This window comes from Flavihumibacter solisilvae (assembly GCF_000814475.1).
Taxonomy (GTDB): Bacteria; Bacteroidota; Bacteroidia; order Chitinophagales; family Chitinophagaceae; genus Flavihumibacter; species Flavihumibacter solisilvae.
This window is the reverse complement of the sequence record NZ_JSVC01000021.1, coordinates 98,448-124,215: the sequence shown is the minus strand read 5'-3', so window position 1 is coordinate 124,215 and position 25,768 is coordinate 98,448. Positions and strand designations below refer to the sequence as shown.

The window sequence follows — 25,768 nt, the reverse complement described above, 5'->3', positions numbered from 1 at the left end:
TGAAGTTCAGGTTAGCGGATCAAAACTACGGTTCCTTTTTTGAAGATCATCTTACCTGTAAAGTCCCTTCCCTGTACCATCCATACATAGGATCCCGTTCCCTGCTCCTTACCGCCGATTCTGCCATCCCAGCCACGGCCGGCTTCCGAAGTACTGAATACCATCTGTCCATACCTGTTATAAATCCGGAAGTAGTCAAACTGGGAAATACCTACCGGGATGGGGCGGAAAATGGCGTTGGCGGTTCGGCCCGGGGTAAACGCATTTGGTACAAAAATGTCAGGGTTGGTTTTGAATACTGTTATATTAATGGTGTCGAAAGCAAAACAATCTTCAGGGGTAGAAACCCTAACCTGGTAGGTTTGGTTCTGTGACAGGTTTGCGACCGGGTTGTTGATGTTTGAAGCGTTGAGACCGAAGGATGGAGACCACTGATAAATATCGCCGCCCCTTGCATTTAACTGGAGCGGTTGACCCACCACTATTGAAGTGTCGTTCCCGGCAAACGCCCTTACTGGCGGACGCACGCCGACAAAAACGGTGTCCCTGCCAGGTTTGGGACAACCAATATTATCTGTAACCGTCAGTACGTATGCAGTTGAACGTCGCGGATATGCCAGCGGGTTCAGGGATTGCGCATCAATTAGGGAATTGGCAGGCGTCCAGGTGAATGCGGATCCGGCGATGGTTGCATTAAGTTGTGTGGTATCGTCGTAACAGATGAAAACGTCCTGCCCGGCATTGGCACCGGGATATGGAACAGTTCTTACCATCAATTCATCAGTTTTGAAGCAATTGCCAATTCTGGATGTTACCGTATAGACTGTCGTTGTTGTCGGAGTAACGAATGGCGTTCGCGATTGCGGGTCATTCATACTAACTGCCGGGCTCCATTCATAGCGGAGTCCATCCCCGAAAGCTCGCAGCATAACGGGGTCAGTGAGGCAGATTGTTGTGTCAGGAGCGGTGGACAGGGTTACTTCATCTACAACCCTGACCAGTATATTATCAGTTGCCACACAGCCATTGTCATTCAGTGTGACAGAGTAGGTAGTTGTTGTTTTCGGGAAGACAAGCGGGTTAGCGGTATTGGCATTGAGGATGTTTGTTCCGGGTGTCCAGCTGAAAGTGGGATTGAGGGTGCCCGGGGCATTGGCAATAAGCGGCAGCGTATCTATACTGCAAATTAGTGTGTCTTTGAATGGAAGCACAAGATTCGGTTTATCGCGGACTTCGATCTGCGCTGTTGCCGTGCCTGTACAACCGAACTGGCTTTCGACATTTAGAGTAACTGTTTTGAACCCAAGCGTATTGTATTTATAAACAGGGTTGCGTAATTCGGAAACATCAGTGGTTGATGTTTCGTCTCCGAAATCCCAGTTCCATCTGATCACATTCCCATACCTGGAGAAAGTAGTATCAACGAATGAAAATGGAGTGAGCAGGCATGAACCGTTAGCGATAAAGCCGGGAAAGAAACCCGGGTATACTTTAGCTATTGTGGTTGTGGAATCGAGACACTGTCCACCCGCAAGAATTACTTTCAGTTTTACGGTGTAACTGCCTGTGTCTGCATATCTGTGTTCAACACCACCAAGAGCGGTATTTGCCGTATCAGGTTTTGTTCCGTCCCCGTAATTCCAGATATATAGAGAGCCGGCAGGATTCATTTGACCATTCTGGAAGGTCACCAGGAAGTCGTCGCAGAATTTATAGTCTGGCGCAAGGACAGCCTTCAATGGAAGGCAGTCAGAGATAGTGAGGTGAATATCTTTCCGGTGAATATTGATGAGTTTTCCATTCCGGAATTCACTGATACAGGCAGAAACAACATACTGGCCTACGTCAACCGGTGCCGTGCCCCTAACAATTCCGGTTTTTGGATCAATGCTCACGTTAATGCCTAACGGAGTAGACCCCGGAAAACTTGGCCGGTAGGGAAGCGTAATATAGGGAGGTGGTGCAGCCGGATTCGGGGTCGGACAGGTGTAGCAATTTTCTCCCTGGGTCTGGCCACCACCATTATATGCGCTGCACAATGCATAGGAGAGGGAATCTTTTTCAGTACCATCACTGGCCGAAAAGTCAAAAGTGAAGTTTGTGCCTGCACAAATTGCCACCGCGTCGTTACCGGAAACGACGGGACTACTGTTATGCTCGTTTGAAGGAAGTATGTCGGTACCAGGGATCTCGCAAAAATAAGTGGCGCCTGTATCATCGCTGTTGCCGGAAATATTCCTGATCCCGGCAATGCGGCAGCATCGCTGGAAAGAAATTATATATCCCTGGGGTGTATTTGGCAGTTCGATTTCCTTGTAATAAAACCTCAGGTTGTAGCAGATGTCGGAAGGTGGGTTGGTGATGCACGGGTTGGAATTCGGATCATAACTGATCCTTCGTTCTTCCGAGAACGGAGCAATTTCAGGTTGCCCGATCTGGCGATTAGTACTTCGATCGAAGATGGTAAATGGAACCTGGCGGTCGAACTGTCCCTGGTTGTTTTGAAAACAATCAATGTAAAGTTTTAAAGTAAGCATATACCGTGAGGTATTTGCCGTTCTGCCCGGACCTAAATATTTATATGAAAGTTCTCCCCCCCGAATGTGGTTAGCCAGTAAGTTATTACTGGCAATCAATAGCAGCACAAATAAGGTAGTTAGAAATTTCATTCGTACGGAGTTTACCCGGGTATTCCTTTCATTGTCATAGTTTTCGTAAAAATTCTAAGAGAGAGGTATTGGTTTTATCGGGTTCTTCGATCATTCCCATATGGCCGGATGTTTCGAGTATATGAATATACGACAAATCAGGTAGATGTATCTGTTGCATGGAGTCAGAAAAAGGTACTGCCTGATCTTCTTTTCCAACGATAAATTGAACTGGTATGGATGCATTTTTGAGAATCCCTGTCCGGTCTGGTCTGATCATCATTGCTTCATAAAACGAAATGAGTGACCCCGGTAGTATGTGTTTGTTTTCGGCTATGATTTTATCTATCATTTTAACCATGGCCGTCCTGTTTTTTACTGCAAACATGTTGGGTATAGCCGATTCAAGAAATGGCTTCGTTCCATACTGGCGGATAATATCAATGCTTTTTCGACGTGTGTCTTTCTTCTGTTCGTTGTCAGCGAATGCAGTGGAATGTATAAGGCTGAATGCCTTAAGTTTTAAGGGGTATTTTTCTGCAAAGGCAAGGGTCACATATCCTCCCATGGAATGCCCTGCCATCACGACCTTGTCAATCTTTTCATGATCGAGTATTTCAGCGAGGTCATCTGCCATTGATTCGATTGAAAGTCCCGGCTTCCCCGCTGATTTGCCTGCGCCCGGCAGATCGGGAAGGAATACCCGGTATTTCGCAGCAAGTGGGTTAACCTGCTGTTCCCAGATCCTGCTGTCTTCGCCGAACCCGTGAACGAGAAAAATCGGTTCTCCGTTACCGGTAGCAGTATAGTGTATCATATCGCGGCGTTTTTTCGCTTACGTTCCCCCAGCATCTGGTAGGTGGAATAGCCGATGAGCACGATCGCAAGAGCGATCATTACCCTCGAAACCCAATCCCCGAAGCGGGAATAAAAAGTCATTCCCTCACGTGCCGGTATAACCTGGGATATCACGGATTCCTTATCCCAACCCTGCGGTTGCAGGACCCTGCCATAAGGGTCGATAAAAGCGCTTATTCCGGTATTTGCACTTCGCAGGACCCATCGTCGGCTTTCGATTGCGCGCAGCCTTGCATATTGCAGATGTTGTTTATGTCCGGGTGTATTTCCCCACCACCCATCATTTGTAATGATGCCGATCACATTGGCCCCGTTGCGCATGAACCCGGTCATGAATTCTCCGTAGATGCTTTCGTAACATATGGCGGGCGCAATAGCAAATCCACTTGATGCATCAGCGAGAACTGTCCTTTCTTTCTGTCTCGCATAACCGCCCGTGGTTCCACCAAACTGTTCAAACCAGTCTCCCATAAAGTTCAGGAAAGAAGGCAGGGCTTCCACGCCCGGCACAAGTTTGGATTTATGGTAACTGGCAACGATGCCATTCGAATCGAGTATTGCTGCGGTGTTGTAGCTGTCGTACCAGGTTTCCGTTCCCTGGATCTTCCTGGAATATTCGGTTTTTTCTGCCTCCCGGTAAAGCCGGTAACTTTCGATTCCGCTATACAGTTTCAACTGCGGATTTCTTTTGAGAAACTCCCAGATTGGTGTGAGTGCGCGAATTTTCCTGATGCTGTCTTCCAGGATTCCGTTGGGCATATTGATGGCAGTTTCAGGCCATACAACCAGTGCCGTGTTGTTGTCACAGGCTGATTCACTTAGCGTGATAAGCCTGGCGAGTTGTTCCTGCTGGGTACCCTCGCTGAATTTCATATACGGATCAATATTCGGCTGTACCACCACGACCTTCTTGCCGGAGATACCGGTTTCCCGTGAGTCGAGCCGCATATTGAATGTGCGCACCATAAACGAGATTGCCAGGGGGATTCCGATCGCCGCGGCCATAAACCATACCAGCGACCTGATAAGCAGTTTCCGGTTACTGCCAACCGAGATGAGTTGTTTGAACAGGACAATATTGATGATCAGGATCCATAAGGATCCACCGCTGGTACCTGTAAACTGGTACCATTGTACCCACTCGGGTTGTGCAGCGAAAACATTCCCCAGTGTAAGCCAGGGCCAGCTAAGTTCCCAATTGAGGTGAATATATTCAAAAGTGATCCAGCATGCCATGAATGCCCAGTAGCTATAGTTGCTTCCCAACCGTTTATGTACGTTGTATAAAGCCAGCCAGGGAAGCAGCATGAACAGGCTGTTAGCAAGAATAGCAGCAACGGTACCCGGACCGGTTGAGTTCCAGATCCACCAGGTAGTGGCGGAATTCCAGACGAGCATTGCCACGAAGCACCAACCGAGAAAGCTCAGCCTGCTGAGATTGCGTTCAAGAAGAAAAAACAGTGGGATAAAAGCCAGGAAAATAAGGAATGTGGCAGGCAGGGGCGGCCATGCTGCGGCCAGCAACAATCCTGATGACAGGGATAATATTGCAGGGTGTAGCTTTTTCAAACAAACGGATTTTTAAAATAAAAAATGGTTAAACGGACATGGTTCCCTGGCTAAAGATAGAGCCATTTGACCATCTGACCATTTAACCATTCAGGTATGGTAAAGTTGAGCCTGTACTTACTTCCGGGAGTAGTTCGGAGCTTCTTTTGTAATGTCCACGTCGTGTGCGTGGCTCTCTTTCATTCCTGCATTGGTGATCTTTGTAAACTTCGCCTGGGCTTTGAGGGTTTCGAGATCCTTTGAACCACAATATCCCATTCCGGCCCTTAATCCGCCTACAAACTGGGCAACTACTTCTTTCAGGTATCCTTTAAAGGCAACACGACCTTCGATTCCTTCAGGAACAAGCTTTTTAATATCGTCTTCCACGTCCTGGAAGTAGCGATCGCTGGAGCCCTGTGCCATAGCACCGATAGAACCCATGCCCCGGTATTCCTTGAATTTCCTTCCTTCATAAATGATGGTTTCGCCCGGACTTTCCTCCACACCTGCAAACACTGAACCCATCATCACGCAATCCGCGCCTGCGGCGAGTGCTTTCACCATGTCACCGGTATAACGTATACCTCCGTCTGCGATCAGGGGAACACCCAGAGGTTTCAATGCGCTGTATGCTTCCATGATGGCAGTGAGTTGCGGAACGCCTGCACCGGCTACTATCCTGGTAGTACAGATGGAACCAGGACCAATCCCGATCTTAACGCAATCTGCTCCTGCTTCTGCAAGGGCTTTGGCGCCATCGGCAGTGCCTACGTTTCCAGCAATTACCTGGAGGTTTTTAAAGTTCTTTTTGACCCTTTTAAGCGCATCCATGACTCCCCTGGAGTGGCCATGTGCGCTATCAAGGCAAATAACGTCGACGCCTACGTGTTGCAATGCCGCTACGCGGTCGAGCATATCTTTCGTAATTCCGATCGCGGCACCTGCGAGAAGGCGGCCGAAACTGTCTTTATTGGCATTGGGGAAGCTTTGCAGTTGCAGGATGTCCCGGTATGTGATAAGACCAATCAGGGTGCCGTCTTTTTTAACGACAGGGAGCTTTTCGATTTTATACTGCTGCAGGATCTTTTCCGCCTTTTTAAGGTCGGTTCCATCGGGTGCGGTAACCAGCCTTTCACTGGTCATTACTTCGCTTACCTTCCGCGTTTTTGAAGTTTCAAACCGGAGGTCACGGTTGGTAAGGATCCCGACCAGTTTATTTTTCTTATCAATAATGGGAATACCACCGATCTTGTTTTCCTTCATCAGGCGGAGAGCGTCGCCGATTGATGCATCTTCCAGCAGTGTAACAGGATCGATAATCATCCCGCTTTCACTTCTTTTTACCTTACGCACCTGTTCCGCCTGTTTTTCGATGGTCATGTTCTTGTGCAACATGCCTATGCCACCTTCCCGTGCAAGTGCAATGGCGAGGTTAGCCTCAGTAACCGTATCCATGGCTGCTGAAAGCATCGGGATGTTAAGCTGGATTTCTTTTGTAAGTCTTGTCTGGATATTTACCTCCCGGGGCAGAATCTCGGAATAACCGGGGACCAGGAGTACATCATCGAAGGTCAGGCCTTCTCCAAAAAATTTGTGTGACAGATCAATCTTAGGGGTAGAACTCTTTCTTATTGCCATGTGCAAAGATAGGGCAGGCGGGAAATTAGTCCCAAATGAATTTTTCCGGCCAGGGTTCAACGAAGCCTGTAACGCTTGCCAGGTAAGCATTTTAACATACCTGTAAGTTCCAGCTGCAGTACGATGGATGCAACTTTTGTTGCGGTGAGTCCGCTTCGCAGATAAAGCTCATCTATGGGAAGGGTACCATGTATACCCAACAGGTTTACAATGGTTGTTGCCTCGGGGTCTATGTCGCTAAAAAGCGGAAGCTGTACGTTTTGCTTTTCGGGTAGCCTCTCATCCTGCCAGCGCATCGCTTCAATAAAACTGTCCGCGCCGGTGATCAGCGAGGCTTTAAGCTTATTGATAAGTAGGTTGCAGCCGCTGCTTTTAATATCGGTTACCTTGCCGGGAAAGGCAAAAACGTCGCGGTGGTAATCAAAGGCAAATTTAGCTGTACCCATGCTTCCACCGTCGACGCGAGTCTCAACGACAATGGCGGCTTTACAGATACCTGCGACAATGCGGTTCCTAACGGGAAAATGATGCATTTCAGGACCTATACCCGGATGGAATTCAGAGATGAGGGCTCCATTGTACTTTATCATCTCCCTGGACAGGGAATAATGTTGCGGGGGATAGACGGTGTGAAGCCCATGTGCCATAACGCCGATAGTAGGCAGGCCGGCTTCCAGGGCTGTTTTATGTGCTACACCATCAATGCCATATGCCATACCGCTAACTATTGTGACCTGCTCACCGGCAAGTTCCCTGATAAGTTTTTCCGTCTGGTGCCTTCCATAATCACTACAGCGACGGGTGCCGACCACTGCAACCATCCTGGGAACATTCAGATCTGCCTTTCCCTTACAATACAGCAGGGTGGGAGGATCATTGCATTCCAGTAAAAGCCGGGGATATTCCGGATCGCTCAGGAATAGGAGTTCCAGGCCATGATTTTCTGCTTGTTTCAGGGTTTTTTCGCACTCACTGAAACCATTGAACCTGGCGATTGCGCCAGCCCGCACAGAACCAATACCTTCAAGGTTTTCCAGTTCATACTGAGATGCGGCAAATATTGCACTGGCTGAACCGAAATGCCCGACAAGTGATTTGGCATGTACCGGGCCGATCTTTTTTATGTTTGACAGGGCGATCTGACACACTCTTTCATGATCCATCTTTTTATGCGACAAGATAGATACAGAATGCGTCCATTACCAGAGTGAAAAAACGGTTTATTGGGCTACCACTTTCAGTTCAGTGCGCCTGTTCCTTGCTTTTCCTTCATCCGTATCATTTTCAGCAACCGGCATGGTGGCGCCAAAGCCCTGGAAACGGAGGCGTTTGCTGTCAATGCCCTTGCCAACAAGGAAATCGACTACTGCCCGTGCCCGATCATTACTCAGTTTCAGGTTATCTGCAGCTTTTCCAACGTTGTCTGTGTGGCCGTTGATCTGAATCTGTAGTGTCGGGTTCTCTTTAAGTAGCTGAACAAGTTTGTCAATTTCGAATTGCGAGCTGCTGTCCAGTGTAGAACTGTTGGTTTCAAAAAAGATGTTCTTCAGCACCATGGTAGCATTGGCGGAGATTGGCTTCAATGGAATATCGATATGATAAGTTGAGTCGGGCGATTTTTTGCTGAGCGGGAAATTTTCAGAATAAAAGAGATATCCTTTCCTGTTAACATTGAAGGCATAGTCCCGGCCAACAGGAAGTGTGATCAGGTAATTGCCTGTTTCATCAGTCTGCACCCGGCTTACCAGCTGTCGGCTGCTGATGTCTGTTAGCTCAACGGCGCTGGGCAATCCCTGCCGGGTTTTTTCATCAATCACCCTGCCTTTAACCCAAAGGGTTTTGATCGGCTGAACATCAGGACGCATCCGGAATGTGTAAAGGTCCAGTCCGCCCCTGCTGTCTGCCCTGTCACTTGCATAGTATGCGGTTAAACCATCGGCAGTTATGACAAGGCTACCTTCGTTTTCAATTGTATTTATGGGGTAGCCCAGGTTGCGAGGGAGGCTGAAAGTACCTTTTGGTCCTTTTCGCGCAAGAAACAGGTCATCACCCCCATAACCCTGCAGGCCATTCGATGTAAAGTACAGGCTCTGGTTATCGGCATGAATAAACGGGCAGCTTTCATCGCCGCTGGTATTTATTTCCGGGCCCAGGTTCTCAGGTTCACTCCATTTGCCATTTGCCTGCAGGTGACTCACATAAATATCGCTGCCACCGTAGCTGTCCGGTCTCCTGCTGGCGAAATAAAGGTCACGCTTATCCGGAGACAGGCTGGGTGCAGATTCCCAATATTCTGTATTGATTGAAGTGCCGAGGTTTTGTGGCTCACTCCATCCTTCGGGAGTGAGGTAGGAAATATAGAGATCACAGCTTCCGTGACCATCCGGGAAATTACATCCGGTGAAGACCAACCACTGGCCATCCTGGGAAATTGACTGCGCTCCTTCATTCATGTTGGAATTGATCATTCCCTTCAATCCTTTTGCCTCGTTCCAGTTATCCTTATCATGCCAGGTTTCATAAAAGTCTTCATTGAAATTATTTACCCGCCTGGTGAAAATCAATTGCTTATTATCGATAGTTAGGGCAGGATAGTATTCAGAAACAGAACTATTGACACTGTCCCCCAGGTTCTGTGGAGCAAAATGGTATCCCTGGAGTTGCTGTGCCTGTTCAACTGCAAACTTATAGCAACGTCGTCTATAGGAAGAAGCGCGCTGACTGGATTCATTCAGGTCATTAATGGTCATGAAACTGTTGACGGCCTTCAGAGCATCTTCAAACCTGCCTTTGCCAGCGAGGTTGATAGAATAGGGGAGATTGTAGTCACGGAAATACACCGAATCGATTGTACGGGCTTTTTCATAATGAAAAATGGCGTTATCGTAATCCTTCATTTCGCCGTACATCCCGGCTATAGACAACCAGGCGTCTGCAAATCCCCCGTCTATTTTTACCGCTTCTTTAAGGATGCGGATGCCTTCGGGAAAATTGTTGTTTTCGGCCTGCTCAAGTGCCTTCTGGTACAGTTTCGCTGCTTTCGGGTTTACGTTATCCTGGTTGTACTGTGCAACGCCCTGAAGCGAACAAATAGTAACTGCTATTAATATGATTGCCTGCCTGATCATTTTTGAAAGTAAAAAGTAAAAATTAAAAAACCGTACCCCGGTTGTTAATTTCTGTATGAACGTGAATACCCGTGGAGTTATTTTTTACTTTTTAATTTTCAATGTTGCTTTACGGCACGTGAATGTACTTATGTGCCTGGATACTGAGTTCCCACTGCGGATTTTCCTTGATATAATCGATAATGAGTGGTAGCATCTGGTCTTTCTTGTCCCATTCCGGCTGCAGGAAAAGTTTGCAGGATGGTTTTACCTGGCTGGCATATTTTTCCGCCCATTCAAAATCCGACTTGTTGAAAATAACAACTTTGAGTTCGTCTGCCGCTAAGATTACTTCGTCCAGCGGAAATTTGAATTTTTTCGGGGAAAGACAGATCCAGTCCCACTTACCGGATAATGGGCTGGATCCGGATGTTTCAATGTTGGTGTCGAATCCTGCAGCATGCAAAGCTGCAGTCAGGTTGTCTAGATTATGAAGCAGCGGTTCGCCGCCTGTTACTACGGCCAGGCGCCCGGGATATTTTTGTGCTTCGGTAATTATTTCGGTTATAGATAACTGTGGGTGGCGGTCAGCATCCCAGCTGTCCTTCACGTCGCACCATACGCAGCCGACATCGCACCCGCCGAGGCGAATAAAATAAGCTGCTTTACCCTGGTGGTAGCCTTCACCCTGGAGGGTGTAGAAAGCTTCCATGACAGGCAGGGTAGTAGTGTCGGGGATAATCTGTTCAACTTCTATCTTCACAATGATCTTCTCCTATGTTCAGTTTTTTAATTCGCAGGCTTTGAAAGTGTTTTTCATCAATGCTGCAATGGTCATTGGGCCAACTCCGCCGGGAACCGGTGTGATAAAGCTGCATTTCGGGGCAACGTCAGCATAGGCAACATCTCCCTTTAAGGCGAAGCCGGATTTTTTGCTGGCATCCGGAACTCTTGTGATACCCACGTCGATTACTACAGCGCCCTCTTTTACCATGTCTGCTTTTACAAATTCAGGGATGCCGATAGCCGCAACGATGAGGTCTGCGTTAAGGCAAAGTTCCTTTAAATTCTTTGTATGGGAATGCGTAACGGTTACGGTGCAATTGCCAGGGTTCGACGACTGGCTGAGCAGGATGCTGACAGGCCGTCCAACGATATTGCTTCGGCCGATTACGACAGCATTCATTCCTTTTGTATTGATCTTATAGTGTTCAAGGAGCAGCATAATGCCGTATGGTGTTGCAGGTACAAAAGTGTCGAGTCCCTGCACCATTTTCCCCACGTTTACCGGGTGGAATCCGTCCACGTCCTTAGAAGGGAGAATGGTGTTGATCACCTTCTCGTCTGAAATATGTTTGGGAAGTGGTAACTGAACCAGGATGCCGTCAATATCGAGATCTTCATTCAGTGATTCAATTACCGAAAGAAGTTTATTCTCTGTAATGTCATCTTCGAGACGGATCAGTGTTGACTTAAAGCCAATTTCCTGGCAGGCTTTTACTTTGGCTCCCACATATGTTTCGCTGGCGCCATTATTCCCAACCAGCACGGCAGCGAGGTGCGGGACTTTTTTTCCCTCTGTTACAAGTTGTGCTACTTTGATTCTCAATTCGTCTTTTGTGGCTTTGGAAACCAGCTGACCATCTAAAATTTGCATGGCGCAAAGGTAATTCTTCCTTTTTTGCGGGAAAGAGGGAAATTTTTAACAGTTTCTGACGTTAAATTCAGCCTAAATGTATAAGCACTTATATCTTTTCCGGTTGCCTTGAAAGCCTTTACAGGTTTGTATTTGACGAAAATATATACAAGTAAATCATCTATTTTTTTTCTAATTCAAATACCATGGAAAGTACCACAGATTTGGATTTCATAAAAAATTAACAGTTCTATTTTCAGCCTCATAAAACACACACGTACATGAGGAAATCATCATTAATGTTCGCGTTATTGTTCTCCGGGGCAATAGCATACGGACAGGTCCGGCCGATTACCGGGCAGGTGAGGGATGCGAAAGGGAACCCGGTTCCGTTTGCATCTGTGAAGGTTAAGGGCAGTAGCAAAGGTGTCTCTGCCGACAAAGACGGAAACTTCAAGATCGATGCAGAAGGCGATGCGGTTCTTGAGTTTTCCGCAATCAGCTTCGAATCTTTTGAAGTAGCAGTAGGTTCACAGACCGTTCTGGGAGTGACCCTGCAGACAAAGGAAGGGCTGAGCGAAGTGGTAGTAACCGCATTAGGCGTGAAGAGGAACAAGAACACGCTCCCTTATGCAGCGCAGCAATTGAAGGGTGATGAAATCAACGGTGCCCGAACTGCCAACGTAGGTTCTGCACTTTCCGGAAAAGTATCCGGTCTGCAAATTCAGCAGGGTAACTCTATCGGCGGTTCTACCAACGTGGTGATTCGTGGTGCGAAATCTCTGTTGAACAACAACCAGGCGTTGTTTGTAGTGGATGGAGTTCCCATCGACAACAGCAATACCAACTCTTCCAACCAACAGACCGGACGCGGTGGATACGATTATGGTAACGCAGCAGCGGACATCAACCCTGATGACATCGAATCTCTGAACGTACTGAAAGGTGCTGCGGCATCTGCTCTTTATGGTTCAAGAGCTGCGAACGGTGTGATCATGATCACTACCAAAAAAGGTAAAAAAGGCCTGGGTATAACTGTAAATTCCGGTGTTACCTACGGTTCAATTGATAAGGACACTTATGCAAAATACCAGGACCAGTACGGCGCCGGTTATGCATATGATTACGGTGCGCCAGCTCCTGATGCAGGTTTCCTGTATTTCGATGTTGATGGCGACGGCGTAAAAGACAGGGTAGTTCCTACCACTGAAGATGCCTCTTACGGTCAGAAGTTCGATCCGAATCTTATGGTGTACCATTGGGATGCATTTGATCCGACTTCTCCCAACTACATGAAAAAAAGGCCCTGGGTTGCTGCGAAGAACACGCCTGTCGAGTTCTTCGAGAATCCCTTCTCTACCAACAACAGCATTATGCTCGATGGTGCGAACGACAAGGGTTCATTCAAACTTGGTTATACCCGCAGCGATGAGAAGGGCATCCTTCCCAATAGCCGTGTTACAAAGAACATTGTAAACTTTGGTTCTACCTATAACCTCACTAACAAACTGACAGCTTCAGCTTCTGTTAACTTCTCAAAAGTTGATGGTACTGGCCGTTATGGAACCGGTTATGATGGTAAGAACGTTAACCAGGGATTCCGCCAGTGGTTCCAGACCAATGTGGATGTACTGGAGCAAAAGGCAGCATACAAGAGAACCGGCCAGAACATTACATGGAACTGGGCTGATCCTTCCGCTGCTGATGGACTTGTACCCATCTACTCTGACAACCCGTATTTCATGCGTAACGAAAGCTTTGAAACAGATACCCGTAACCGTGTATTCGGTAACGTAGCGTTGAATTACAAAGCGACTGATTACCTGAGTTTCCTTGGACGGGTTTCATTAGATACTTATGATGAACTGCAGGAAGAAAGGATAGCTGTGGGAAGTGCTGATCCAGCGTCCTATAGCCGCTTTACCCGTCACGTTCATGAGTTGAACTATGACCTGATGGCAAACTTCGATAAAGATCTCAATGATGATTTTAACCTGAAGGCCCTTGCAGGTGTAAACATGAGAAGGTCTGCGTTGAACAGCGAATTCGCACAGACAAACGGTGGGCTTGTAGTTCCTAAACTGTATTCACTGGCAAACTCAGTGAACCCTATTACTGCTCCAACTGAAGCGTACCAGCCTAAAGCAGTGGATGGTTATTTTGGTGGCGTTACCCTGGGATACCGTGACTTCCTTACGCTTGATGGATCGTTCAGAAGGGACCGTTCTTCAACACTTCCTGTTGATAAGAATGCCTATAACTACTACTCAGTATCTGGTAGCTGGTTGTTCTCTCATCACCTGAAGCAAATTGACTGGTTGTCATTTGGTAAACTCCGTGCAAACTATGCTGAAGTTGGTAATGATGCACCATGGGGATACATCTCTGATGTATATCAAAAACCAACTCCCTTTGGAAATGGTACTTTGTTTACCCTGCCTAATACCAAGAACAACAACACCCTGAAGCCTGAAAGGACTTTCAGTAAGGAAGTCGGTCTGGAAATGGCATTCCTAAAAAACCGTTTAGGATTTGACGTGAGCTATTATATCACTAACACAAGGGATCAGATCACTTCAGTTGCGGTGTCAACTGCAACAGGTTACAGCAGCAAAGTGATGAACGCTGGTGATATCCAGAACAAGGGTATCGAGCTTTCTCTGTATGGTTCACCTGTTAAGACAAGGAATTTCTCCTGGAATGTGAATGTAAACTTTACACGTAACCGTAACGAGGTTATTGACCTGTATGGTGAAAGCACAAACCAGTTGCTGGCTTCTTACCAGGGTGGTGTTTCTGTAAACGCAACTGTTGGTCAGCCTTATGGTACACTGCAGGGTAAAACCTGGGTATTGTTGGATGGTCAGCGTGTTGTAGACGATGCTCCTCTTCTGTCTAACGGTAAGAAAAATGCAAACTACGGTCGTTACAAAATGACGACTACCACCAACAATGTTATTGGTAATGTGAACCCTGACTGGATTGGCGGTGTATACAACACCTTCAAGTACAAGAACCTTTCTCTGGGCTTCCTAATTGATGTGAAGAAAGGTGGTGATGTATTCTCACTGGACATGTACTATGGTCTCGCTACCGGTCTCTACGAGGAAACTGCTCAACTTAATGACAAGGGCAATCCTTCACGTGATGCAGTTGCAGACGGTGGTGGAATTATTGTTCCTGGTGTTAAACCTGATGGAAAACCAAATGATATCCGTGTTGAGAACATCTACGGTACCTATGGATATTCCTTCAACCCTGCACACACTTTCGTGTACGACGCAAGCTATGTGAAACTGCGTGAATTGAACCTTACGTATTCTTTCCCTACTGCTATGGTTTCTAAACTCGGCCCGGTAAAAGGAATTGATCTTTCTGTGATCGGAAGGAACCTGTGGATCATCCACAAGAACCTACCTTATTCAGATCCTGAGGAAAATCTTTCTGCAGGTAATGCGCAGGGTTACCAGAGTGGTGCTTATCCCACTACCCGCCAGATCGGTGTAAACGCAAAAATTAAATTCTAAAGAACCAGTGAACATGAAAAATTATCTAATAATATCAGGCCTCTCTCTGATGACGCTGGCATCCTGCACAAAGGATATCTCCCGCTTCAATGACGAGACCAAGAACCCGGCGTCTGCACCTGCTGAAATGCTTTTTTCGAATGGTGTACGGAATTTGATGGACGGATTGAACAGTCCGAATGTAAATACCAATGTACTGCGCTTTACTGTACAGCATTGGGCGGCTACTACCTACCAGGACGAGCCGAACTATGATTTCACAACCAGGAATATCCCCCAGGCATGGTGGACCAGGATGTACCGTGATGTTCTTGCAGACCTGAAAGAGTCAAAGAAGAACGTGGAAGCGGTGGCTGTAATGAATGAGGACACCAGGAAGAACCAGCTGGCTATCATCGATATCATGCAGGTGTACACATTCAACGTATTGGTAAATTCGTTTGGGAATGTACCCTATTCGGAAGCGCTGGACTATGATAACCTGTTCCCGAAGTATGATGATGCTAAGACCATTTATGCTGACCTGCTGACCCGTCTCAATGCTGATATCGCAGCATTGAATACCGAAGGTGCAGGATTCAGTGAAAGTGCTGACTTCTTCTACCAGGGAAATATCGCAAAATGGATCAGGTTTGCCAACACGCTTAAAATGCGTATGGCCATGACCGTTGCCGATGTTGAAACTTCAACTGCACAGACAGCGATCGAGCAGGCCAGCGCCGGTGCGATTACTTCTGCTGCTGATGATGCGATCTTCCAATACCTGAAGACTACGCCGAACACCAACCCGATCTGGAATGACCTCGTACAGAGTGGTCGCCAGGACATGGTTGCAGGTAAGCCGCTGCTGGATCAACTCACCGCGATGAGTGATCCCCGCAAAACGCAGTTCTTTGCGCCGAACAGTGATGGTGCGTTCAATGGTGGTATAGTTGGTGCCAACAACACTTATTCGCTCACTGCAAGGCCAAGCGAAAAATTCGAAGAGCCTGATATGCCGGGTGTTGTAATTGATTATGTTGAAGCGGAATTCCTGCGTGCTGAAGCTATCGAAAGAGGTTTTGCAGTTGGCGGTACTGCTGCTGAACACTATCACAATGCGATCAAAGCATCCATCCTTGCATGGGGCGGTACTGAAGCGGAAGCTGCTGCGTACCTCGCAAGGCCTGATGTCAACTACCTGACAGCGGCTGGTGATTGGAAGGAAAAGATCGGTTTCCAGAAGTGGATCGCTCTGCATAACCGTCCTGTTGAAGGCTGGACTGAACTGAGACGCCTTGATCAGCCGAAACTGGCAGAGCCTGCCGCTCCAAAGTCTGGCTTCCCAACTCGTTTCACTTATCCTAACAATGAGCAACAGCTAAACCCGGCTAACTATACCGAGGCGGCAAGCACAATTGGTGGTGATAAAGTTGAAACCAAGCTTTTCTGGGATAAATTCTGACGGATCTAATAATTATTCGATCTGATCGATTGATAATCAAGGGCCCCGCTCAAAAGCGGGGCCTTTTTTATTTGGTTTTCTGTGATATGTATGTCCGAATCAGCTGATTTTTTACCAAAAAAATATTTGGTCGCTAAATTTTGTGAACGGTCATTTTTGGGGGTGAATTGAATGAATTAAAATCACAATATGTGTAAAGTAATGTAAAAAGTTTTAAAAATACCTTACTTTTTTATGCCTCGGGCATTTTAACAATTTGTTTACTCACTAATTTGAGCCCCGTTAACTAAAACACACGACATGAGAAAAGTCCTATCACTAATGGTGATCGGGTCGCTTTGCTGTTCATTAGCATTCGGCCAGACTCGCACTGTTACAGGAAAGATTGTTGACGAGAAGGGGAATCCCATTCCCTATGCATCAGTCAAAGTAAAAGGCCACCCCGGCGGCGTTTCAGCCGATGTAAACGGGGTATTTACCATCAAAGCAAAGACCGGCGATGTAATTGAGGTGTCTGCAATTGGTCAGAAAGCGAACAATATTACCCTTGGCGAACAGTCCATGGTTAGTATTGCATTGCAGGGAGCCGGTGAGCAGGGATTGCAGGAAGTGGTTGTAACCGGAGCTTACAACATGAAGCGTACGCAGCGTAGTACAAGCTCAACTGTACAATCTATTTCCGATGAAAAACTTAACACGATCCGCCAGACAGACGTTAACAACGCACTGGCAGGTAAAGTAGCTGGTGTACAGGTAAGAAGCCAGTCTGCTGCTAAATTGGGAACAAACGGATATGCGTCTGTGCGTCTCCGTGGTGAATCAGGACTTACAGGAGCCTCAGAAGTACTGTATGTTGTGGATGGTACGGTAATTCCGACATCTGCATCTGGTGATATCAACCCTGACGACATTGAAGATCTGACTGTACTGCAGGGACCTGCAGCATCTGCGATCTTTGGTGCACAAGGTGCAAACGGTGCTATTGTAATCACTACCAAAAGAGCTAAGAAAAATGCAAAGGGTATCGGTGTTGAAGTAAACAGTGGTGTTACTTTCGACAAGGTTTATATCCTTCCGAACTACCAGAATTCTTACGCTGGTGGTGGTGTAACTGATCTTATGCAATTTACCTGGAAGCCGGGAATGCCGGAAGAATGGCAGGCACTCGACGGAAAGTACTATCATGACTATTCAGATGACGCCAGCTGGGGTCCGAGAATGGTAGGACAGGAATACATTCCCTGGTATGCATGGTACCCTGATTCCAAGTATTCCTATAAGACGGCGAAGCTCACTCCGCAGGAAGATAATTCTAAAGACTTCTACAACACAGGTGTAACGCTGAATAACAACGTTAGCTTTTCAAAGGCTGCAGACAACTATACGTTTCGTCTTTCTTACACTAACCTGGGTGTAAAGGGACTTATTCCGAATTCAAGCATGAACAGGAATAACCTCGCTTTGAACACAACTGTTGATGTTACAAGCCGCCTTACGCTTGGTGCCAATATCACTTACCTTAACCAGGTAACAAGAGGTGAATTCAACGACGGATATTCAAACCAGTCATCCGGTTCATTTAACCAGTGGTTCCATCGTGATCTCGATATGGGCATCATGAAGGAGTTGAAAGACCTGCGTTCTCCACAAGGAGCACTGGCCAGCTGGAACCACAAGAACCCTGATGTGTATAACGCTTCAAACCCGCTTAACTTCTATGGCGGTAACTACTGGTATAACTTCTATTCTTATTTCGATAATGTAAGTAACCTGAACAACCGTGACCGTCTTTTCGGTGATGTATCACTGGGATACAAAATCACAAATGACCTGAAGGTTAAGCTTACTTACCGTAAGAACCAGCTGACTACTTTCTCTGAGTACAAGACAAAATCAATCATTGAAAGCAGTGCAACACAGACTGGTACCAAGGCTTACTACGAAACAAGGGAAAGCTATTCTAACCGTGAAAACTTTGAAGGTCTGTTATCTTACTACAAAAAGATCAAAGACTTCTCAGTTAACGCGAACGTTGGTTTCGATATCATGAGGAACAAATACAAGGATATCTATGCCAATACCAACAATGGCCTGGTTGTTCCTGACTTCTTTGCCCTCAACAACTCTAAAAACCCGATCAGCTACCGTAACTACCGTGAAGATTCTAAATATCGTTCAGGTTTCGTAAGAGGTGACGTGGGTTGGAGAAACATGCTGTTTGCAGAATTTACCCTGCGCCAGGACTATTTCTCAACTCTCCCTGCTAACGACAATGGAATCCTGAGCAAATCCTTCGGTGGTAGCTTCGTATTCAGTGACCTGCTGAGAGATATCGCTCCGATTATTTCTTATGGTAAACTGCGTGCATCATGGGGTGAAATTCCTCAGGCACTTACTCCGTACCAGACAGGATTCAACTATTCTATTGCGACTAACCAGTGGAATGGTAATATCCTGATGAACACTCCGAACCAGCTGCCTGACCCGGCTATTAAAGGTGCCGTTTCAACTCAGCGTGAACTCGGTCTTGACATGAAATTCATGAAGAACCGTTTCGGATTTGCATTCACTTACTGGGATGGTACAGTTAAGGACTTCCCCTTACCTCTTCCAGTTACAGGTACATCAGGTTTCTCTCAATACCTGACCAATGTGGGTGAAATTTCGAAAAAAGGTGTGGAAGTGCTTGTTAACGTGGCTCCGATCCGCACAAAGGATTTCCAGTGGGAGATTTCTGCTACATATGCGAAACTTCTTGAGAACAAAATCGTTGACATCGCACCTGGTATTAACAGGATCACCTATGATAACTCAGGTGCATTTGCGACAACTTATGGTGCATACGTTGTAAACGAAGTAGGTAAGCCATGGGGTCAGCTCTTCGGACCTGGTTTCAAGCGTATCAACGGACAGCCAGTACTTGATGCCAATGGACTTCACGTTCGTGAGGCTGAAGTGTACTTCGGTTCAGTACTTCCTGACTACACAGGTGGTGTTCAGAACAGCATTTCTTACAAGAACTTTTACCTGAATTTCAACATTGACTACCAACACGGTGGTAAGTTTTTCTCCCTTTCAGATTTCTGGGGTTCATTCTCTGGTCTGACTGCGAAAACAGCTACAGTCAATGATAAAGGCAACCCAGTCCGTGATGCAGTTGCTGACGGTGGTGGTGTGCATGTTGAGGGTGTAGATGCTGACGGAAAAGCAGTTAGCTATTATGTAGAAGCTCAGACATACTGGCACCAGTTCCAGACCAACAAGATCTCTGAGAACAGCATTCACGATCTGACATTCATTAAACTTCGTGAGGTAAGTCTCGGATACCGTTTCAACCTGGAGAAAATGGGCATCAGCAAAGTAATTCAAGGCGCTACTTTCTCTGTTGTATCCCGCAACCCATGGCTGATCTATGCCAAAACAAGAGATTTCGATCCGTCTGAAATCAGTAACACGTATGGTGAGAACGGTCAGTTCCCCGGAACAAGGTCTATCGGCTTTAACCTGAAACTGAACTTCTAAGTGCATTGGCTTACATCAAAAAGAAAACGAAAATGAAAAACATATTCAACAAGACACTTCTTGCGGTTGCTACCGCGGTGGCATTCGGAACTACCGGATGTAATAAAATCAAGGATTTCGAGGATACGAACGTAAACCCGAATGGTACTCCAACACCGGTAACAGGTGCGTTGTTTACCAGGGCTATCGCCGAACTTGGCGGTCGTGAAAATGGCCTCGCAATTTCTGCGTATACACGTCCTGGTTATTATGCTCAGTTCTTTGCTGAAACACAGTACCCGGAAGCATCACTTTACGGTGTACCGCAATTGGAATTCCATCAGAACTATAGCGGATTCCTGATGGATTTGCAGAACGTCCTGTTATTCAACACAAGCGAAGAAACCAAACAGGCAGTTGCGGTTTCCGGTTCCAACGCAAACCAGATAGCAACAGCGCGTATCCTGAAAGCATATGCTTTCTGGACAATTACAGATCGCTGGGGTGATGTTCCATATTCTGAAGCGTTGAAAGGGGTAGAGAACTTCCTTCCAAAGTATGATACACAGGAAGAGATCTATGCTTCATTACTTACAGAATTGAAAGAAGCAGTTGATGGTTTCGATAATGGGTTTGGTATGTCAGGTGACGTAATCTATAAAGGGGCGAATGCAAAATGGCAGAAATTTGCCAACTCCCTGCGCATGCAGATCGCTTTGCGCATGAGTAAAGTATATCCCAATGCGGGCGGACTTGCTGCAACTGAATTTGCTGCAGCTCTGAGTCATCCTGCAGGCACTATCAGCACAAACGCTGACAATGCCAAGATCGACTTCCCCGGCGGTGCTTATCAGAACCCCTGGTATGTTTCTTATGTTACTAACTCACGTATCGATGATGCCGTGTCCAGCACAATAACTGATAAACTGTCTGATTTCAACGATCCACGGATCAGCCGCTTCGGAACCAGTACTACCGGTTTCCCTTACGGTTTGGACCGTCCACACGCAATCACTGTTCCTTCCGGCTGGGGACTTATTCTCGATGGTCAATCTATCAGTGATGCAGAAGACGTAGTGATCATGAATGCGGCTACAGTCCTTTTTGCAAGAGCTGAAGCAGCTGAACTGGGATGGACATCAGAAGATCCTGCTGCGCTTTACAACCAGGCAGTGACTGCTTCACTTGACCAGTGGGGCTACGGATCTCAGTCTGCTGCATATCTAGGCCATCCATCTGTTTCTTTTGGTACTGAAGATCATCTTGAAAAGATCGGTACTCAGAAATGGATCGCGCTGTATCCTGATGGAATGCAGGCATGGGCTGAATGGAGAAGGACTGGTTTCCCGGTTCTGACGCCTGCAGAATATGCTAGCAACTCTACTGGTGAAATTCCCCGCAGGTTCGTTTACGGTACTAATGAATATGGTACCAACAACGAAAACGTGAAAGCTGCTGCAGCACGTCTGCAGGGTGGTGATACACAGGATAGCCGCATGTGGTGGGATAAATAATTTTCTGCCTGATCAAATTATCGAACACAAAAAATTCAGCAATGAACATAACATTAAGTAAAGCTTTCGCACTGGGATTTCTCGCTTTGGGTTTATCCTTTGCGTCCTGCAAAAAGCCAGGTGAAGTTGAAGAACTGGGAAGCGCAGGTACAACCATATTTAAAGCAATGAATGCGGGAGAAAAGGTGCTGGCATTTGACCCGCTCTCTACACCCCAGACAGGGATATTGATGGATGTAAGAAGAGATGCGGTTTCTTCAAGCGACCTGAATACAGAAGCAACTGCAGTTGTTTCTCTTGACCAGGCATATCTCGATGCTTACAATGAAGAGAATGAAACCGAATATGAATATCTGCCGGTTGACATCTACACCACAACTCCTGCGCTGTCAGGTGATAAATTCAACCTGGTTTTTGCTCCGGGTGAATTTGCCAAGCAGATCAAGTTCAGTTTAACAGATGCAACGAAAATTGACTTCTCCAAGCAATATGCATTTCCGCTTACTATTACGGAAGTAGCTTCAGGTAAAACCATTTCCGCGTCTAAAACAGTTCTCGTTAAGGTACTGGTAAAGAATGCGTGGGATGGTGCTTATGAAGTGACTGGTACCATGCAGGATGATGGCGCTGCTCTTGGCGGCCTGTTCCCAATGGAATATAACCTGATCACTTCCGGTGCAAACACTGTAGACGGATTCGATCCAGTTTATTGGGGAGATTATTTCGTACCCATTATGAACGGTGCGGATGTTTCAGGCTATGGTTCATTTTCTCCGGTATTCACTTTTGACCCGGCTACCAATAAGATCGTAAGTGTAACCAATATTTATGGCCAGCCGGCTGGAAACACTCGCTCTGCCGAGATTGATCCTTCCGGTGAAAACTTCTATGATCCTGCAACCAAAACCATTAAGGTTAAGTTCTTCATGAAGCAGCCCAGTGTAATTACTACTGCACCCCACATCAGGGTGAAGTTTAACTGGACTATGAAGAGAACAGGTGACAGATAATAGTTTCTTTTCGAATGTCAAAAAAGGCTGCCTGAAATATGGCAGCTTTTTTTTTTGCCCCTGATACCGTGTTAACACGGTTGTACATGACCAGCTGTTTTGCAAGCTTGCGGTATGTATCGAAGTATTTGTACAGCATTGTTTCTGTTATCCTGGTTCCCGGCATTCAACCAGGAATTGCTGAGTTTTCCAGCCAATCACCCCGGTGCAGGAATTTTCAGCGACAGGTTTTCATCGCCCGCAATTATGCTCCTGCAACCTGCAGCACTTGGGCGAATCAATAACGTAGGTCTGCATATTGCTGCAACCAGGCCATATGGTATCCCTGGCTTGTCTTCGGCAGCTGCCCAGTTCACTTTTCCACTACAAACATTTGGCGGAGCCGGGCTGCATATTGGCAGTTCCGGTAATGATTATTTTCGACGGTTGTCACTCTCGCTCGCAGCAGGTAAGCAGCTTTGCCAGAATATTTCCCTCGGTGTTCTATTTGGCGCAATGCCAGTCAGCGTAGCCGGTAACAATCATACGCGATGGACAGCCGGGTTTTCATGCATATTAGGTAATAAGACAGGCAAGGTCGGAGTACATTACCTGTCTGAGTATCTCCACAATTTTCCTTCAAATGAAAGACTCCACTGGCTACGCTTAGGCTTTGGAAGAGACTGGTCAGAATTTTTGTATACCGATTTCGAAGTAACTATTGGCGACAATCGGAAAGTCAGTACGGTTACAAATTTCCGTTATGCAGGTATTTCAGGACTTGTTTCGGCGGTTGGCTTCACTACTAATCCAGGTGGCTATTGCATTGAGCTGGGGTGGACGAAAGGAAAATACAGTATTGTGACATTGACCAGATGGGCGCCTTCTATAGGTTGGTCTCCAGGCATCGGCTTATTATATGTAAAATGAAATCAACGCAGATGAAAGCTTTGGTGATCCTTTTTATTATGATTTATTCTGGTTCTGCAAGGCATTGCAGTGCACAGGAATTACCAGGGCAGGAGTCAGGTTCATTGGAAATGCTTGCAGCCCAAAATGAAAACGAACTTGAAAATGATGAACAGTTGTTGCAGCTGAGTTTTCTGAAAGGCCGGCAACTTAATATCAATGCTGTTTCGTTGGAACAGCTTTCTGTTTTCAGCTTCCTGACTCCATTGCAGTTGCAAAGTTTTTTTCAATACCGCCATTTGTTCGGACCTTTTATCAGCAGGTATGAACTCCAGGCAGTGCCGGGGTGGGATATCATTACAATCCGCAGGATTTTACCTTTTCTCTCCGTTTCAAACGATATCGAATCAGCAGTCAGCTGGAAGGAGATAATCGCAGAGGGGCAGAGTCAATTGCTGCTCAGGACCGGGTCCGTGGTAGAAAAGTCGAAAGGTTATATTCCTGACAGCGTGAGTCACAAAAAATATTCCGGCGATCCCTCAAAGTTTTTTTTCAGGTATACTTATCAGTACAGGCAACGACTATGGTGGGGCCTATCGGGTGAAAAAGATGCAGGTGAGGTGATGGGAGTGAAAAAAGGAATTGATTTCACTGGGTTTCATGTTATGCTAAGGGGAAATGGCTTTCTGAGAGTTCTTGCAATTGGTGATTATGTTGTGAATATAGGCCAGGGGTTAACGCAGTGGCAGGGGCTCGCATTTGGAAAGTCAGGTGAATCGATTCAGGTATTCAGGCAGGGCAACTTACTAGCACCTTATCGTTCAGCGGGAGAGTGGAATTTTCATCGCGGATTGGCTGGCTCATTTCAATACGGAAATTTTGAATTGACAACATTTATTTCTCACCGGAAATTATCCGGAAACCTCGTCAATGATACCTCTGTCGCTGCTATAAGCAGCCTGTCTGAAACCGGTTATCATCGTACGGCCGGTGAACTGGAAGACCGGAATCGTGTGCGGATGATTTGCATGGGCGCAAATCTCGAATATCGTCGGGGAAAATTACAATCTGGTATAAATATCATTCAATACAGGTTTTCCCATCAATTTATTCCAGCGAATGAACCGTATAATTATTATGCGTTCAGGGGTAAGAGTCTTTTAAACCCTGGCGCCCATTACAATTACCATATCAGGAACGCATTCTTTTTCGGGGAGGTGGCCAAGGGCTTCAAAGGGGCAGCTGTACTGCAGGGAATGATAATAAATCTACATCGCAGCATTGATATGTCTTTGGTTTACCGGAAAATCGATCCCGGTTACAAGGCGTTTTTTGCATCAGCACTTACAGAGGGCTCAAACGTAAATAATGAAACAGGCTTTTATCTTGGTATGAAGTTCATGTTAAGCAAAGGATGGGTTGTTTCTGCGTATGCTGACCATTTCCATTTTCCATGGCTGCGATTCAGGAATGACGCACCATCCTCCGGGCAGGAATATTTGATACAGGTTAACTGGACAAAAAAACGCAAATGGGAAACCTATATTCGTATGCGGTATTCAGCAAATCCAGAGAACGGCCAGGGAAATGTAGTGAACGAGACAGTTTCGAAAAGGATTTTTAATGCTCGTGTGCATGCAGAACTTACTTTGAACCGCCAGTTAGTGGTCGCTTCGCGATTTGATTATGCGGTTTATAATAAGGACAATCACCGTCAATTCGGCTTTGCAGCCTACGCAGATGCCAAATACCAGTTGGCAAAACCTTCCATTACCTTGTCTGTGAGATCCCAGTTTTTTAACACTGATGGCTATGAGTCCAGAATTTATGCTTACGAAAGGGATGTCTTATATACATACTCAATACCTTCATTTTTTGACTCAGGGTGGCGATATTACCTTCAGATCCAGGGTAAACTGCCACCATTGAGGATGCTTAAGTCATTAACTTTTTCCTGGTGGGTACGTTGGGCACAAACATTGTACAATAACAAATCGTCAATCGGAAGCGGCCAGGATGAAATTTCCGGCAATCAAAAGTCAGATTGGAAATGCCAGTTAATAGTAAACTTGCAGAAGCATGAATAGCAGTTTCTTTGTTAGCTTTGGAAAATTCAAACCTTAAAAAATGGACAATACCACCAACAACAATAATCAGTTGAATATTGAGATCTCTGAAGAAATAGCGGAAGGGGAATATGCCAATCTTGCCATAATTACCCATTCGCATGCTGAATTTGTGATCGATTTTGTGAACGTAATGCCTGGAACACCAAAGAGCAGGGTTAAGTCACGGATCATACTTACTCCACAGCATGCAAAACGTTTCATGAAGGCGCTGATTGAAAATATTGATCGTTTCGAAGAAGTAAATGGGGACATAAAAGATCTCGAAGAAGTTCAGATCCCTATGAATTTCGGTGGACCTGCAGCCCAGGCCTGATCCC

Annotated in this window: 16 protein-coding genes; 8 read left to right on the top strand and 8 right to left on the bottom strand. The window is 46.3% G+C overall.

What is annotated here, in order from left to right; translation table 11 throughout:
* Window positions 1-11: 11 nt before the first annotated feature.
* The 8 genes from OI18_RS18420 to OI18_RS18385 all read right to left on the bottom strand — a co-directional run bounded on the left by OI18_RS18420 (window position 12) and on the right by OI18_RS18385 (window position 11,459).
* Window positions 12-2,537 carry a PKD domain-containing protein gene (locus OI18_RS18420; RefSeq protein WP_160290259.1) on the bottom strand — a complete coding sequence of 842 codons (2,526 nt, stop codon included), beginning with the start codon at window positions 2,535-2,537 and terminating at the stop codon, window positions 12-14.
* 166 nt (window positions 2,538-2,703) lie between these two features.
* Window positions 2,704-3,465, bottom strand: a complete 762-nt coding sequence (locus OI18_RS18415) for an alpha/beta fold hydrolase (RefSeq protein WP_039142495.1) — start codon at window positions 3,463-3,465, stop codon at window positions 2,704-2,706.
* A complete protein-coding gene (gene lnt, locus OI18_RS18410; RefSeq protein ID WP_039142493.1) occupies window positions 3,462-5,075 on the bottom strand; it encodes an apolipoprotein N-acyltransferase in 1,614 nt (537 codons plus the stop codon). The genes OI18_RS18415 and lnt overlap by 4 nt, the downstream gene beginning before the upstream one ends.
* Before the next feature lie 117 nt (window positions 5,076-5,192).
* Window positions 5,193-6,695, bottom strand: coding sequence for an IMP dehydrogenase (gene guaB, locus OI18_RS18405; protein WP_039142492.1), 1,503 nt, complete (start codon window positions 6,693-6,695; stop codon window positions 5,193-5,195).
* Between the two features lie 56 nt (window positions 6,696-6,751).
* Window positions 6,752-7,858 (bottom strand): DNA-processing protein DprA, encoded by a 1,107-nt coding sequence (gene dprA, locus OI18_RS18400; RefSeq protein ID WP_039142668.1) that lies wholly within the window; start codon window positions 7,856-7,858, stop codon window positions 6,752-6,754.
* Between the two features lie 57 nt (window positions 7,859-7,915).
* On the bottom strand, window positions 7,916-9,823 hold the full coding sequence (locus OI18_RS18395) for an OmpA family protein (RefSeq protein ID WP_039142491.1): 1,908 nt from the start codon (window positions 9,821-9,823) through the stop codon (window positions 7,916-7,918).
* 109 nt (window positions 9,824-9,932) lie between these two features.
* Window positions 9,933-10,565: a 7-carboxy-7-deazaguanine synthase QueE gene (locus OI18_RS18390; protein WP_240312794.1), complete on the bottom strand. Its 633-nt coding sequence runs from the start codon at window positions 10,563-10,565 to the stop codon at window positions 9,933-9,935.
* Between the two features lie 18 nt (window positions 10,566-10,583).
* On the bottom strand, window positions 10,584-11,459 hold the full coding sequence (locus tag OI18_RS18385; RefSeq protein WP_039142489.1) for a bifunctional 5,10-methylenetetrahydrofolate dehydrogenase/5,10-methenyltetrahydrofolate cyclohydrolase: 876 nt from the start codon (window positions 11,457-11,459) through the stop codon (window positions 10,584-10,586).
* 260 nt (window positions 11,460-11,719) lie between these two features.
* On the opposite strand from OI18_RS18385, the gene OI18_RS18380 reads away from it, so the two are divergent.
* The 8 genes from OI18_RS18380 (at window position 11,720) to OI18_RS18345 (ending at window position 25,764) form a co-directional block, all read left to right on the top strand.
* On the top strand, window positions 11,720-14,965 hold the full coding sequence (locus tag OI18_RS18380) for a SusC/RagA family TonB-linked outer membrane protein (RefSeq protein ID WP_039142488.1): 3,246 nt from the start codon (window positions 11,720-11,722) through the stop codon (window positions 14,963-14,965).
* A gap of 13 nt (window positions 14,966-14,978) precedes the next feature.
* Entirely contained in the window at window positions 14,979-16,409 is a 1,431-nt protein-coding gene (locus tag OI18_RS18375) for a SusD/RagB family nutrient-binding outer membrane lipoprotein (protein ID WP_039142486.1), read from the top strand.
* Between the two features lie 300 nt (window positions 16,410-16,709).
* The gene (locus tag OI18_RS18370; RefSeq protein ID WP_039142485.1) at window positions 16,710-19,931 is read left to right on the top strand and encodes a SusC/RagA family TonB-linked outer membrane protein; all 3,222 of its coding nucleotides are present in this window, start codon (window positions 16,710-16,712) and stop codon (window positions 19,929-19,931) included.
* Window positions 19,932-19,963: 32 nt separating this feature from the next.
* Complete coding sequence (locus OI18_RS18365) at window positions 19,964-21,424, top strand: SusD/RagB family nutrient-binding outer membrane lipoprotein (RefSeq protein WP_039142483.1); 1,461 nt, start codon at window positions 19,964-19,966, stop codon at window positions 21,422-21,424.
* 41 nt (window positions 21,425-21,465) lie between these two features.
* Window positions 21,466-22,434 (top strand): BT_3987 domain-containing protein, encoded by a 969-nt coding sequence (locus OI18_RS18360; RefSeq protein WP_039142481.1) that lies wholly within the window; start codon window positions 21,466-21,468, stop codon window positions 22,432-22,434.
* Window positions 22,435-22,548: 114 nt separating this feature from the next.
* A complete protein-coding gene (locus OI18_RS18355) occupies window positions 22,549-23,343 on the top strand; it encodes a hypothetical protein (protein WP_152616879.1) in 795 nt (264 codons plus the stop codon).
* A complete protein-coding gene (locus tag OI18_RS18350) occupies window positions 23,340-25,409 on the top strand; it encodes a helix-hairpin-helix domain-containing protein (RefSeq protein WP_039142478.1) in 2,070 nt (689 codons plus the stop codon). The genes OI18_RS18355 and OI18_RS18350 overlap by 4 nt, the downstream gene beginning before the upstream one ends.
* A 40-nt stretch (window positions 25,410-25,449) precedes the next feature.
* Window positions 25,450-25,764 (top strand): DUF3467 domain-containing protein, encoded by a 315-nt coding sequence (locus OI18_RS18345; RefSeq protein WP_039142476.1) that lies wholly within the window; start codon window positions 25,450-25,452, stop codon window positions 25,762-25,764.
* Window positions 25,765-25,768 lie beyond the last annotated feature (4 nt).

Bases quoted from the DNA above. Each gene is read 5' to 3' on its own strand.
- OI18_RS18420 (WP_160290259.1), bottom strand. From the start codon at position 2,537: ATGCTTACTTTAAAACTTTACATTGATTGTTTTCAAAACAACCAGGGA.
- OI18_RS18415 (WP_039142495.1), bottom strand. From the start codon at position 3,465: ATGATACACTATACTGCTACCGGTAACGGAGAACCGATTTTTCTCGTT.
- guaB (WP_039142492.1), bottom strand. From the start codon at position 6,695: ATGGCAATAAGAAAGAGTTCTACCCCTAAGATTGATCTGTCACACAAA.
- dprA (WP_039142668.1), bottom strand. From the start codon at position 7,858: ATGGATCATGAAAGAGTGTGTCAGATCGCCCTGTCAAACATAAAAAAG.
- OI18_RS18395 (WP_039142491.1), bottom strand. From the start codon at position 9,823: ATGATCAGGCAGGCAATCATATTAATAGCAGTTACTATTTGTTCGCTT.
- OI18_RS18385 (WP_039142489.1), bottom strand. From the start codon at position 11,459: ATGCAAATTTTAGATGGTCAGCTGGTTTCCAAAGCCACAAAAGACGAA.
- OI18_RS18380 (WP_039142488.1), top strand. From the start codon at position 11,720: ATGAGGAAATCATCATTAATGTTCGCGTTATTGTTCTCCGGGGCAATA.
- OI18_RS18375 (WP_039142486.1), top strand. From the start codon at position 14,979: ATGAAAAATTATCTAATAATATCAGGCCTCTCTCTGATGACGCTGGCA.
- OI18_RS18370 (WP_039142485.1), top strand. From the start codon at position 16,710: ATGAGAAAAGTCCTATCACTAATGGTGATCGGGTCGCTTTGCTGTTCA.
- OI18_RS18365 (WP_039142483.1), top strand. From the start codon at position 19,964: ATGAAAAACATATTCAACAAGACACTTCTTGCGGTTGCTACCGCGGTG.
- OI18_RS18360 (WP_039142481.1), top strand. From the start codon at position 21,466: ATGAACATAACATTAAGTAAAGCTTTCGCACTGGGATTTCTCGCTTTG.
- OI18_RS18355 (WP_152616879.1), top strand. From the start codon at position 22,549: ATGTATCGAAGTATTTGTACAGCATTGTTTCTGTTATCCTGGTTCCCG.
- OI18_RS18350 (WP_039142478.1), top strand. From the start codon at position 23,340: ATGAAATCAACGCAGATGAAAGCTTTGGTGATCCTTTTTATTATGATT.
- OI18_RS18345 (WP_039142476.1), top strand. From the start codon at position 25,450: ATGGACAATACCACCAACAACAATAATCAGTTGAATATTGAGATCTCT.